Annotated in this window: 9 protein-coding genes; 7 read left to right on the plus strand and 2 right to left on the minus strand. The window is 43.1% G+C overall.

What is annotated here, in order from left to right; translation table 11 throughout:
- Nucleotides 1-212 precede the first annotated feature (212 nt).
- The 3 genes from Q1X33_RS05015 (at nt 213) to budA (ending at nt 3,814) form a co-directional block, all read left to right on the plus strand.
- Nucleotides 213-1,172, plus strand: coding sequence for an alpha/beta hydrolase (locus Q1X33_RS05015; protein ID WP_005226715.1), 960 nt, complete (start codon nt 213-215; stop codon nt 1,170-1,172).
- A gap of 254 nt (nt 1,173-1,426) precedes the next feature.
- On the plus strand, nt 1,427-3,079 hold the full coding sequence (alsS, locus tag Q1X33_RS05020) for an acetolactate synthase AlsS (protein ID WP_010748583.1): 1,653 nt from the start codon (nt 1,427-1,429) through the stop codon (nt 3,077-3,079).
- Nucleotides 3,080-3,097: 18 nt separating this feature from the next.
- The gene (gene budA, locus Q1X33_RS05025; RefSeq protein WP_034868905.1) at nt 3,098-3,814 is read left to right on the plus strand and encodes an acetolactate decarboxylase; all 717 of its coding nucleotides are present in this window, start codon (nt 3,098-3,100) and stop codon (nt 3,812-3,814) included.
- Nucleotides 3,815-3,940: 126 nt separating this feature from the next.
- Here budA and Q1X33_RS05030 read toward each other — a convergent pair whose 3' ends face one another.
- The gene (locus Q1X33_RS05030; RefSeq protein WP_301969567.1) at nt 3,941-5,434 is read right to left on the minus strand and encodes a helix-turn-helix domain-containing protein; all 1,494 of its coding nucleotides are present in this window, start codon (nt 5,432-5,434) and stop codon (nt 3,941-3,943) included.
- Between the two features lie 594 nt (nt 5,435-6,028).
- On the opposite strand from Q1X33_RS05030, the gene Q1X33_RS05035 reads away from it, so the two are divergent.
- The 3 genes from Q1X33_RS05035 (at nt 6,029) to Q1X33_RS05045 (ending at nt 10,219) form a co-directional block, all read left to right on the plus strand.
- Entirely contained in the window at nt 6,029-7,537 is a 1,509-nt protein-coding gene (locus Q1X33_RS05035) for a glucosaminidase domain-containing protein (protein WP_034868900.1), read from the plus strand.
- A 495-nt stretch (nt 7,538-8,032) separates the two neighbouring features.
- Nucleotides 8,033-8,437 carry a hypothetical protein gene (locus tag Q1X33_RS05040; RefSeq protein WP_005226727.1) on the plus strand — a complete coding sequence of 135 codons (405 nt, stop codon included), beginning with the start codon at nt 8,033-8,035 and terminating at the stop codon, nt 8,435-8,437.
- A 240-nt stretch (nt 8,438-8,677) separates the two neighbouring features.
- Nucleotides 8,678-10,219, plus strand: coding sequence for a helix-turn-helix domain-containing protein (locus Q1X33_RS05045; protein WP_034868897.1), 1,542 nt, complete (start codon nt 8,678-8,680; stop codon nt 10,217-10,219).
- 232 nt (nt 10,220-10,451) lie between these two features.
- On the opposite strand, the gene Q1X33_RS05050 is transcribed toward Q1X33_RS05045, so the two are convergent.
- A complete protein-coding gene (locus Q1X33_RS05050) occupies nt 10,452-10,829 on the minus strand; it encodes a hypothetical protein (RefSeq protein ID WP_034868894.1) in 378 nt (125 codons plus the stop codon).
- Nucleotides 10,830-11,384: 555 nt separating this feature from the next.
- On the opposite strand from Q1X33_RS05050, the gene Q1X33_RS05055 reads away from it, so the two are divergent.
- A complete protein-coding gene (locus Q1X33_RS05055) occupies nt 11,385-12,872 on the plus strand; it encodes an NAD(P)/FAD-dependent oxidoreductase (RefSeq protein WP_005226730.1) in 1,488 nt (495 codons plus the stop codon).
- Nucleotides 12,873-12,878 lie beyond the last annotated feature (6 nt).

Here is a 12,878-nt window from a genome sequence, read left to right on the forward strand (position 1 = left end):
TTACCTACGCCTTTCAGTTTTTTGGGAAGTTTACACAGCGAGTGTCTTACAGTTATCGGTGATGAAGGCAAGGCAGTTAAGAGTGCAAAAACCACCTTTTTTGTCGAGCGAAATGCTTGGAAGCAGAAGGAAGCAAGATTCTTTGCATCAGAATGACTTGGTGGTACCCTTAAGGTCAACACGAACGATTTCAAACAAAAGGAGAGAATCGTATGACAGATAGAATTTCGTTGGAAAAAGCAGCCGTTGAATTTAGTGAGGCAAATGCACCGCACCCACGGATCTATGAATTACCGCCAGAAGAAGGGCGCGCACTATTGGAACAAGTCCAAGAGTCACCCGTCAATAAATTGGCGGTTGAGATAGAAGATCAGACCGTAGATACAGGCGAATGGGGGACCATCAATGTTCGTTTTGTTCGTCCTGAAGGAAATCATGCGATTCTCCCTGTCATTTATTATCTCCATGGCGCGGGCTGGGTCTTCGGCAGTGCCGCGACTCATGATAAATTGATCCGTGAATTGGCGGTACGAACCAACTCGATCGTCATTTTTCCTGAATATAGTCGTTCACCAGAAGCAAAATACCCAACGGCGATCGAACAAAATTATGCGGTCTTGCAGCAATTACCGGGATTTGTTGATGTCAAAGGCTTAGACCTTAGCCGTTTGACCGTGGCTGGCGATTCCGTAGGTGGGAACATGGCGACGGTTATGACCTTGTTGACGAAAGCCCGTGGCGGCATTCCGATCGCACAGCAATTATTGTTTTATCCTGTGACAGATGCCCGCTTTGATACGCCTTCGTATGAAGCATTCGGCGAAAATTATTTTCTGACCAAAGAAGGGATGCAATGGTTCTGGGATCAATACACGACAGATGAAACACAGCGGGATCAAATGACCGCTTCTCCACTACGCGCGACCAAAGAGGAGTTAGCCGATCTGCCGCCAGCGTTGATCATTACAGGCGAAGCAGATGTCTTGCGGGATGAAGGGGAGGCCTATGCGCAATATTTACGAGCAGCTGGCGTGGAAGTCACCCAAGCACGGATGCAAGGGATCATCCATGATTTTGTGATGGTCAATGCGATGGATCAGACCCAAGCCGCACGAGCTGCCATGACACTGGCTGTCGGTTGGCTAACGGAAAAAAATGTCCCTGCAGAATAAGAAACCGACGAAAGCAGCTTCTTTTTAAGCGGTGTTCTGATACAGAAAAGGATGTATGGAGTGGAGCGATCCACTCCTTTTTTTGTCGGAAAAATTGAAAGACGTACACCTACAGTCTGAAGCAGATGCAAACGCTCTCTAAAAAAACTCGTTATTATAATACAGATTTTAATAAGTGTTTTTCGTTGATAAATAAATAAAAAGTGCTATTATATGTATTGTGATTAATACAGTTTTTGAAAAGAGGTAATACAGTGAGCGCAAAAGGATCAGAAATCATTGTTGAAAGTTTAGAGAATCATCGGGTGCCTTATATCTTTGGGATTCCCGGTGCAAAAATCGATGGCGTGTTTGACGTGTTGAGTGATCGGGGACCAGAGTTGATCTTGGCACGACATGAACAAAACGCGGCCTTTATGGCACAAGCAATCGGTCGCCTGACAGGAGAGCCAGGAGTCGTCATTGCAACAAGTGGACCAGGAGCCAGTAATTTAGCGACTGGGTTGGTCACGGCAACCGCCGAAGGTGATCCCGTCTTGGCACTAGCAGGCCAAGTGAAGCGTTCTGACCTTTCAAAATTGACCCACCAAAGCATGAATAATGCGGCGTTGTTTGCGCCGATCACGAAATTCAGCAGTGAAGTCCAAGATCCTGAAACCCTTTCTGAAAGTATTGCCAACGCCTTTCGTATCGCAAAAACAGCGAAAAAAGGGGCGAGCTTTTTATCCATTCCTCAAGATGTGACAGACGGAACCGTTCAAGGGGCAGCGATCAAACCACTATCTTCGCCTAAATTAGGCAGTGCCGATGCAGAAGATATCCAGGCACTCGTCGATCGGATCAAAGAAGCCAAATTGCCTGTCTTACTCTTAGGGATGCGGGCTTCAGGCGTGAAAGAAACACAAGCGATTCGTCAGTTAGTTGCAAAAACTGGGTTGCCTGTCGTAGAGACCTTCCAAGGTGCTGGGATCATTTCTCGTGAGTTAGAAGAGCATTTCTTTGGCCGCGTCGGCTTATTCCGCAATCAGCCTGGTGATATGCTGTTGAAACGCAGCGACTTAGTGATCGCTGTAGGGTACGACCCGATCGAATACGAAGCCCGCAACTGGAATGCGGAAAAAGATGCCCGCGTGATCGTCATCGATGAAGTACCGATGGAGATCGATCCATTTATGCAGCCAGAAGTTGAATTGATGGGCAGTATCGCGAAAATTATTGAACAACTATCAAAAGCCATCGATCAGTATCACTTGAGCGAAGACGCCCAAAACTATTTAACGACGCTGCAAACCAAACTCAATGAAAAACCAGCGGATGTCGAAGGCAGCAACAATACCTTGCATCCCTTGGAAATCATCGATGCTTTGCAACAAGAAGTGACCGACGACATGACGGTAACAGTGGATGTCGGCAGCCACTACATTTGGATGGCCCGTCATTTCCGTAGTTATGAACCACGGCATCTGCTCTTTAGTAATGGCATGCAGACCTTAGGGGTCGCTTTGCCATGGGCAATCGCTGCAGCGCTCGTGCGACCAAATACTCAAGTGATCTCTGTATCTGGCGATGGCGGCTTCTTGTTTTCTGCCCAAGAGTTAGAAACAGCCGTCCGTTTGAAACAAAACATCATTCACTTGATTTGGAATGACGGTACCTACAATATGGTGAAATTCCAAGAAGAAATGAAATATGATCGTGCTTCTGGGGTTGATTTTGGCCCTGTTGATTTCGTAAAATATGCCGAAGCATTTGGTGCCAAAGGTTTGCGGGCAACCACTAAACAAGAATTGATGGCAGCCATCGAAGAAGGCTTTGCAACGGATGGTCCAGTGATCATTGATATCCCTGTGGATTATTCAGATAATGCCGATCTTGGCAAAACGATCCTACCTGATCAATTTTATTAAGACCAAAGGAGCAGCAAGATGAAAGTGAAAAACAAAAGTTATTTATATCAGCATGGCACCCTAGGTGGGTTGATGCAGGATTTAATGGATGGCACGGAGCAAATCGGCAAAATGCTTGAATACGGCAATTTTGGGATCGGTACGTTGGCTGGCTCCAATGGTGAAGTGATTATTTTAGATGGTGAAATCTACCATGTAGACGAGTCAGGCAAGGTGCAAGTGCTCCAAGGCAATGAAGGAACCCCCTATGCGGCAGTCGTTGATTTTTCTGCAGCGAAGCACCTACAGGTCAGCCAAGAAATGACCGATGAAGAAGTGAAAAACCACGTCCTGACAGAAGTCAGCCCGAATTTGTTTTCCGCTGTCAAAATCCATGGGGTATTTACCAAGATGCACGTCCGCGTTGCCCCAAAGCAAGAAAAACCATACCCAAAATTCATTGAGATCATCCAGCATCAGCCAGAATTTCAGGCAGAAAATATCAGCGGAACGATCGTCGGATTCTTTACCCCGCTGTTGTTCCACGGTGCTGCGGCTGCTGGTTTCCACCTGCATTTTATTAGTGATGATCAGACATTTGCTGGCCATGTCTTAGACTTTGAAGTGGCAGCTGGTGAAGTCGAATTGATGGAACTAGCCGAATTTCGTCAGCATTTTCCTATCGACAACCAAGACTACTTGCAGCGGGAGATCGATGTCGCAAAAATTGCCAAAGATATTGAAGCTGCCGAATAAGCAGCAGACAGCAAAAATAATTGATCGCCAGTAGAGTGGTCTTGAATCGAATGGAACGCAAAAAAGCAGTGAAGCCAACGCTTCGCTGCTTTTTTGTGCTTCTTTCTATTCGGATGGTTGGTATCGTCATGTATTATCAAGTACAACTAATCGCAAAATCCTTGGATTGATCCGATTCAAGAGATGATTCCAATCGGCAGCATCAGGTATCGATTTTAATAAGACGCTTTCGACATCCAGCAAATACTCCGTCGCATATTCAGGGTAGTTGGTGATCAGCAAGTTGATATTTTTTTCCTTTAAGTACTCATGGGAAAGTTCGTTTGAATCAGGGTAGTACATTTCATGATAAAACCCTAGATATTTTCGGATAATGCTTTCGGCATGCTCGCAAACATATTCATTGCCTTCAAAAATAACAGCAATGATTCGCGGCTTGCCCCAATTTTCTTCAATAATTGCTTCCATATGGAACGTGAGGCTTGTACAAAAATCATCCAAATGATCGAGAGAATAGAGATTTTTTACAAGCGGGTGGGAAAGGAGAAACTGGCGATTTTTCGCAAATTCTGCGGCAAACTTTTCTTGGACAAAGTCATTGAGGTCGTCAATATTGATATTCATCGTTGGCGATAACAATTCACGGAGTTTGACAACGATGAAAAAAGATTCTAGCCAAAGCAAGTCTTTTTGTTCATCCAAACTATGCCCGCGATTTTGTGCGTAAAAATCTGCAGTGATCTGTTTGATCTCTGGCCATTGGTTGTAATTGCGGCAAAACGCTTCGCTGGCTGCTAGGTCGGTGTTGATTTTGCGGCGACAAATGATACACGTCAAAAGGTAGACGGCTTCTTCTTGAGGGAATTCATAATGAAAATAACGCCGAATGATTGTTTTTAGCGCCTCATAATCAAACAGCAGATCATTTTTTTTGATCAGCTCCTTGAGTTGAGGGGAGGGGGCAGCAAGTAAACCACGTTTGCTGCGCTCCACGCTAATATAAAGGATATAAGCAAAATAAGAAAACGAAGAGCTCTGTAAGGCCTTCGTTTCCAAAAGATCAGTGATTTCCATCACCGCATCTTGGACATGGATCGAAGGAAATAGCGTGTGGACATTAATGTCAGACTCGTAGTAAAAAAGACAGAAAAATTTCCGAATATCGATCTCAGAACCTGCCAAAGAGACGTTGTCCGTTTTGATTTTTAAACCGAAAGGGGATAAAAAAGGCTGTATTTTTCGGAAATAGCTGATCAGTGCTTGTTCAGAAATATTAAGCGTTAAGCTCCAATCAAGGAGTGACTGCTGCTCATTATAAAAAATACTCTCTAAAATTTGGAAAATCGGTTCATCATTTACTAACTCTTGCTTTTGCTTTCGATACCTATCATGATCGATTACTTCAAAAAGGTACCCGATTTTTGCTGTATGGATCGCAATCGCCCCTTTAAAGTGCTCTCGCAGGCTAGCGATGTCAGTAATCAACGTACGGGTACTGCTTTCGGTCACTTCAGCAAGTTCTCCCAATGTACGGGTGGGACTTTTCTCAAATTCATTTAACAATTGCAGCCAGCGAATCAACGTGCGGTTTCGCATGAATTTTAATTGAAATGTTTTCATGTCAGCCTCCAACAAAATAAGTTTAAATAATTATAGCATAATCATTTGCACAGATAATGGCACCTTCAACTGTTCGGCGTTTTTGGTCATAATCTCTTGAAACCTTTGACTGCCAGCAGAAAATTTCCAAGAATATCAACCCTTCAGAGTAAGTATAGCAAGGACCTGAGAAACCAATTGCCAAAAATCATACATAAACTTGAGAAAAATGAAGCACGAATAGAAAGGTTCCCAACGCTCGATGGAAGGTCAATGGAGCAAGAAGAGATAATTGAAACACTGTTGTTCAACGGGCAGCCGCCTATATGAACAGCAGTGTTTTTTTCTGATGACGCCAGAGGATCTTAGGCAACAGAAAAAAACTACTGAAGCCGAGGATCGACAATGCGTTGGATGCAAAACGTGATCTTTTACCAGTAGACCCATTCTCCAAAAGCTCGTTCTCTTTCGCTAGGGCGGGAGTTATTTGCTTGAGTCGAAAAAACGAAGCGTAGTATAATAAAAGAGAATTGATATTTATTTACTAATTGGATGGCAAGATGTTTTTTCAATAGAGGTTGTTAAGAGGAAAAAGAAAGAGAAAGGATTTCGCCTATGAAGCATTCGCAAAAAGGGGTAGCGCTTCTTTTGGTTTGCGGACAACTTTTAGCTGGTGTGCCAGTTTCAGCTGCGGTTGTTGCATCAGAAAGTACGACCGTTACCCAAACATCAGAAACAGCTGCACAAGCAAGTGACAGCAGCACAGCAGGGACGATCGAAGAAACCGCTCCAGCAGTGGAAGGACAAGTGCCCGATTCTGAGCAAGGATCGGTACCTGTAGAAAGTGTACCAGAAGGATCTGAGACAGCGGCGGAGGGAACAGAGCAAACCGAAGAACCGACCCCAGTTCCCCAACCGACCCCAGAGCCAGAACCAGAACCAGAACCAGAGCTACCGAGTAAGCCAGAGCCTTCTCAGCCAGAAGAACCAACGCCAGCACCGAAACCAGAAAAACCAACACAGCCTGAAGCGCCCAAACCTGAGACGCAGCCAGAGAAGCCCCAACCGTCAAAACCTGTAGAAACAAAACCGACACCAGAAGCAAACAGTGAAGCAAGTCAAGAAACACCTGCGGCTGTGTCACCGATCATGCCACCAAGTACCCAAGCACCAAGCGCGCCAAGTCAATCCGATCCGACACCGCAGCAAGGCAGCGAAACGACCTTGACGGTCACACCAGTAAAAGAAGTGTGGGATTTTATCCAAGAAATTGGTGAAGATGCCCGAGAAATCGGCTTGAAAAATGATTTGTACGCTTCTGTCATGATTGCACAGGCTATTTTAGAGTCAGGTGGCGGGCAAAGCAGACTGAGTCAGGCGCCGTACTTCAATCTCTTTGGTATCAAAGGAACCTATCAAGGACAGGGTGTCGCTTTTCGGACACAAGAAGATGATGGTACGGGAAATCACTATACGATCACGGCAACGTTCCGCCAATATACTGGCTACAAAGAGTCATTGATGGACTATGCTCGCTTGTTGAAAGAAGGGGTCGGGCAGCAGACTGATTTTTATAAAGGCGTATGGAAATCAGAAGCGGCTTCTTATCAAGAGGCTGCCCGTTATTTGACTGGTCGGTATGCCACAGATACGACGTATGATCAAAAACTGACAGCTTTGATCGAAGCCTATGCGTTGACCCGTTATGATCAGAAAAAACCTGATGTGACCGCAAGTGAGACGTATCTTTTTCCTGTTGAAAAAGCCGTTGTCACTTCTACTTTTGGCCCACGTTGGGGAAGCTTTCATCGGGGCGTTGACTTTGCCGCAGCGTTTGGGATCCCAATCCTGGCGAGTCAATCTGGAACGGTCATTCGTTCAGAGGTTCATCCTTCTTGGGGGAATTATGTAGCGATTCTCCATGAGGACGGGATGACGACACTCTATGCCCACAATCAACAGAACCTTGTGAAGGTTGGTCAACAAGTGGAACAAGGAGAAACGATTGCCCTCATGGGTAGTACGGGCAATAGCACAGGCGCACACCTGCACTTTGAAGTCAGTGCATCGCCTAGCTTGAGCCAAGCGCAATTGGTCGATCCAATCGCTTTTTTAACAAAATAAGAATAGTCAAAAAAGAGAGTATCAGAGATGCTTTCTTTTTTTTGTTTTTTTCTAGTCATTTTTTCGAGAGCAACGATTTTAATTTTTTTTTCAGGAAAACCGAAAAAATGTTTAAAAAAATCGTGCATAGATTCTTTATAATTTTCACATAACCGTAACCGTTGCTAATCCATAAACTGGCGCGAGCAGATCGGTCAGCAAGCAGCACAAATGGTAGATTCGCATGCTCTTGGTGACGAGCGGAGAAGCAAAATCGTTACAGTTGTTACACCTACGAATAAAAACTTGCTAACGAAGTAGGGGAGCGAATAATCAGGAAGTGCATCAATTATAAGTCTAATCCTTTTTCTATCAGTATTGATCGTTGAAAAGAACTAACAAGAAATGATTAACCATAAAAAAGTAGAAGAGATAAATGAGCTGCTCTTTTTTCTGACAAACGAAAAGAACGTCGTAAACAGTGATGCATAAAATAGAAAAAGAGGGGAACATTTTATGAGAATAAATAAAACGGATTTTGAGACAGTCATGGCTAATAGTGAATTTTTAGACTATTACTGTCAATTATTTGAACGAAATGATGAACGATCCGTCACGGATACGCAATTAGAAAAATTGTACTATTTGATTCAAAAACAGGTGGCACTAACGATTCAACAGACTGCACGCTATTCTTTTTTTACTCAAACATACAAGCTGCCGCAAACACTCGCAAAGGATTACCAACTGCTAGCGGAGTGTACTGAGCGGCTTTCAAAAATAGAAATGGATCAGTTGATACCCAAACAATTTATTGAACAGGACTTTAACGTACAAGTGAAAAAAACAAGTCAAGAATCTCAATATGAGCAGCTTTTAAACATCATGTCAGACACGTTTAGACAAATAAAGAAAACATAGGTGATTTTCAACATAGCAGTTTTTTTCAAAATGAAGCAAATGATACAAAGAATTTTCTTGTTCCTTAAGAAGAATCTGATGAAAGCAAAAGCGAAATCCTTGCACTATTTTCAATAGCCGATAAAATAATTGTTATACAACAGTAGTCTGGAAACAACGCTTTTTTTCATCAGGCTATGAAAAAACCGATTTTTTATGTAGGATGAAAACCGATATAATGAGACTGCTTAGGCGCCTTTCATGCGTAATTTAGCCGCAAAAAGAAATTTTTTAGTAAGGAGCTTATGTTTGAAAAATTTTCAATTGAGTTTTGTCACCAGCAAATCGACCGTCCGATGGTTGCAGATTCTAAGTGAATTTGAAAAAAATGAAATTTGCAGTGCCAGTCAATTGGCTGAAGTAACAACTAGTACCACAAGGACGATTGGCAAAGACATCAGTCAGATCAACGAGTATTTCTGTGGGCTGATCCTGATCACTTCCACCAATCAAGGCTATTCGTTTGAACTATTTGATTATTCACAGTATGAAAAGAAAAAAGCCTCGCTTTTATCGAATGAACCGCTCTTTATTTTATTGGAAAATATTTTTATTGGAGAGTTAAAGACGATCGATGAGTGGGCGGACTGCTTGTTTTTATCCAAGAGTACCTTATCGAAGTACTTGCAGCGCATTCATGAACAACTGGCACGTTTTGATCTCCAGCTAGCATTAGATCCTGTGAATATCGTTGGGGAAGAAGCAGATATCCGCAATTTCTTCTGTACCTTTTTTTATGAAACGGACAGCACCCCCCACACTGTATTTCCGCCAGCTGCGGTCCAGCAGGCAGTAACGGAAATCGGCAGGATGTTTGACAAAAATAGTTACCACACCGTTTCGTTTTCACAATACACGTATCTGCTCTATATTTCGCTTGAGCGATTTATGCAAGGTAAGACTGTGCAAATCAACGCCGAATTGTACCACGCCTTGCGACACAGTATTCAGCTGATGCATTTTCAACGAATCAATGGGGTCATTGAAAAGTACTTTCAATGTCGATTGACGAACGATGAACTTATCTTCTTATTTGTTAGTATTATCACAAAGAAAAAACTGCAAAATGTGATCGTCGAACAAAAGTTTTGTCTTTCGTATAATCATTGGACAGAGATCCGCACGTTGACCAACGATTTTTATCAGATGTTGAAGGTATCGTCGAAAAAACCCAAAGAGGATCAGATTCTGATTGAATCCTTTTTTACCTCTGCTAAATTGAAGGAGTGCTTATCCACGTCTGCCAATCGCAATATCTATGATGTGAATGCGTTTATTAAGAAAACCTTTCCTAAGGAGTTTGCTGCTTACCGAGAGTTTTTAGAAAATAGTCGCGAGTACCACAACCTTTATTCTGAGGAGTATCTGACGGATTTTTGTGCAAACTTAGTGATTTATATCGAGTCTGTTCGAGAACGTCATTGGTTTCCCCGAAAAAATATCGCCTTTATCTTCGAAGGAAATAACAATATCGTTCAGTACATTGAAGGCTGGTCTAACCGCTATTTTAGCCGATCCCATCAAGTCTTTTATCCTGACTCAGGGGAAGTCAATGCTCAGTATTTGGAACAAAACACCATCGATCTGCTAGTGACAAACTATGCCGAGCATGCGACCGAATTTCGAGATATCGTTGAATGCATCGTCTTCAAAACGATTCCTTCTTCTTCTGACTGGAATCGATTGCTTGAACGGATCAATCCTAACGTCACCCGCCAATTTGCCTTAAAAGACCTCTTCTAGTTTCCCATTATGTTTTGACCTAAAGAGCTGCTAGAAAGGGCCTTTTACATGAAAAGAAAGCATTTTTCCTTCACCGCTTAAACAGTGAAAAGGAAAGATGCTTTCTTTTTTAATGGCTTGACTCTCCGAAGCTGTGCAGGAGTGTGGGGAGGGGAAGTGGGGAGTGCATCAGGTACGGATGCAAGCCTTTGGAACCAGCGGTTTTCAATTCAATCGATCGATGTGGGCGAACTCATTGGGCTTCACTTAAGTAAATCAAACTCCAAGGCGCCTTTTGGTTTAGCTGAAGACCGGTCAATTCCCGATAGAAACAGGTTTTGTCTTTGACCGTCAGCTGAATGATCTCTTCTTCCGTATACTCATTTAAAGAAGAAATTTTTAAAACATAAAGTTCTTTTAGTATTTGCAGCTGTGCGTCGATATCTAGTAGCAACGACATTTTTTCGAAAAAAGTACCCTCTTCTTGTTCATAGATCGCCAAAAATCGTTGGCGCAAAGAGAGATAAAAATTAAAGATTTTCGGATGAGTATAAGAACAGGGCGAGTGGATAAATTCTTCGTCAAAAAAGTTTAAATATTCTTCGGCTGATTGGATCGTTTTTAAGTTCATATCAATACTCCTTATAAGTGTTAGGAAAAAGCGACAATACGTGTCATTATCAAAAACAGTCACTGTTAAGCAATGTCTTACTGAGAAGGTCCGTTTGTTTTTTTAAAATGATTGGGGGAAGGACTTTCGCTACATTCAATGTACAGGATATTCCAAATTGGCTCAAACGCGTTTTTTCGTAACCATACGAAGATTTGTTTTTCGCTGGTATTAACGTCAAAAATGTTCAAATATTCTGATAATTGTTGTTATAAAAAGAATATTTCCGAATTGGGCGAAATTGCTGGGTTTCCATTCTTTGCCTGCAGGTTGTTTTTTCATTTGCTGAAATCATGGACGAGGACAAAGCAGTATCAATTGACCGATAGGCTCATCCCCGTCATTTTTTCAAAGGTGTGATACTATAGAATTATCTAGAAAAACGATCCTTTGATTCAAGCTACCAATGCCAAAACAGTGCCAAGACACGCAGTTGCAGTGAGACGCAACCGTCTGTTTTGACGAGAAGGTTTGGCTAAATAGGGACGTTCATTAAAGCAAACGAGGAGCAATTCAATGAAAGAGAAAAAAACAGTTGTAGTGATCGGCGGCGGACTTGGTGGTCTATCAGCGGCGGTCTCATTAGCCCAAAATGGCTTTGATGTATCATTATATGAAAAAAATCACCACTTAGGCGGCAAGTTGAACCGACTGGAAACAAACGGCTTCGGCTTTGACTTAGGTCCATCGATTTTGACGATGCCACAGATTTTCGAAAAATTATTTACTGGTAGCAACCGCGATATGGCGGATTATGTTGCGATTCGCCGATTGCCATTGGAATGGCGCTCCTTTTTTCCTGACGGCACCAAGATCGATCTCTATGGCGATCTTGCACGTATGGCAAAGGAAAACCCGCACTTGTCGGAAAAAGACATGGCCGAGTACCAAGACTTTTTGGACTATGCGCAAAAGATTTATGAAATCACAGAAAAAGGCTATTTTGAGAAAGGCTTAGATACCACGAAAGAAATCTTGAAGTATCATGGCGTGATCAAAGCGCTGAAAGGCTTTGATTATTTCTCTTCGATGCATGATGCCATTCAAAAACGTGTCAGCAATCCGCAGCTGCAAGACATGCTGAGCTATTTTATCAAGTATGTCGGCTCATCTCCTTATGACGCCCCAGCCGTCTTGAACATGATGATCTATATGCAGCATGCCCAAGGTGTCTGGTACGTGCCAGGCGGGATGCACCGTTTAGCCGAAGGCATCGTTCGCTTAGCAAAAGAGATCGGTGTGACCTTCCACACGGGACACAAAGTGGAAAAATTGATCGTTGAACAGGAACAGATCCGTGCCGCTCGTTTGGATGATGGTACGCTGATCGAAGCCGACTATTTTGTTTCCAACATGGAAGTGATCCCGGCCTATGAAGAGCTGTTAGAAGAAGCACCGACCTTTACTCAAAAACTGGAAGAAAAATTTGAACCAGCAAGTTCTGGTTTTGTCTTGCACTTAGGGGTCAAAACCTCCTATCCGCAATTGGCCCATCACAACTTTTTCTTTTCAAATGCCTCAAAAGAAAACTTTGATCAAAATTTCCATCAGCATCAGCTGCCAGAAGACCCAACGATCTATTTGGTCAATGCCAACAAAACCGATCCTTCGCAAACAGTGGCAGGGCATGAGAACATCAAAATCTTGCCTCATATCCCTTATTTGCAGGATAAGCCCTTTACGGAAGCGGAATACGATGCTTTTCGTGAACGGATCTTGATCAAGCTGGAAAACATGGGTTTAACGGATCTACGTAAGCACATCGTGTATGAAGACCGCTGGACACCCGAAGACATCCAAAAGAATTATTTGTCACATCGTGGCGCCATCTACGGCACGGTCTCTAATCGCAAGAAAAATCATGGCTTTAAACACCCGAAACACAGCGAACGCTACGACAATCTATACTTCGTTGGCGGTACGGTCAATCCCGGTGCCGGCATGCCGATGGTGACCCTCAGTGGCCAGCAAGTCAGTGAGATGATCACCAAAAGAGAACACTAAGACAAG

The organism is Enterococcus sp. B2E4 (genome assembly GCF_030499455.1).
Lineage (GTDB): Bacteria > Bacillota > Bacilli > Lactobacillales > Enterococcaceae > Enterococcus_D > Enterococcus_D casseliflavus.

Coding starts and splice junctions, on each gene's coding strand:
- budA (WP_034868905.1), top strand. CDS start 3,098: ATGAAAGTGAAAAACAAAAGTTATTTATATCAGCATGGCACCCTAGGT.
- Q1X33_RS05015 (WP_005226715.1), top strand. CDS start 213: ATGACAGATAGAATTTCGTTGGAAAAAGCAGCCGTTGAATTTAGTGAG.
- Q1X33_RS05030 (WP_301969567.1), bottom strand. CDS start 5,434: ATGAAAACATTTCAATTAAAATTCATGCGAAACCGCACGTTGATTCGC.
- Q1X33_RS05045 (WP_034868897.1), top strand. CDS start 8,678: ATGCGTAATTTAGCCGCAAAAAGAAATTTTTTAGTAAGGAGCTTATGT.
- Q1X33_RS05050 (WP_034868894.1), bottom strand. CDS start 10,829: ATGAACTTAAAAACGATCCAATCAGCCGAAGAATATTTAAACTTTTTT.
- Q1X33_RS05055 (WP_005226730.1), top strand. CDS start 11,385: ATGAAAGAGAAAAAAACAGTTGTAGTGATCGGCGGCGGACTTGGTGGT.
- Q1X33_RS05040 (WP_005226727.1), top strand. CDS start 8,033: ATGAGAATAAATAAAACGGATTTTGAGACAGTCATGGCTAATAGTGAA.
- Q1X33_RS05035 (WP_034868900.1), top strand. CDS start 6,029: ATGAAGCATTCGCAAAAAGGGGTAGCGCTTCTTTTGGTTTGCGGACAA.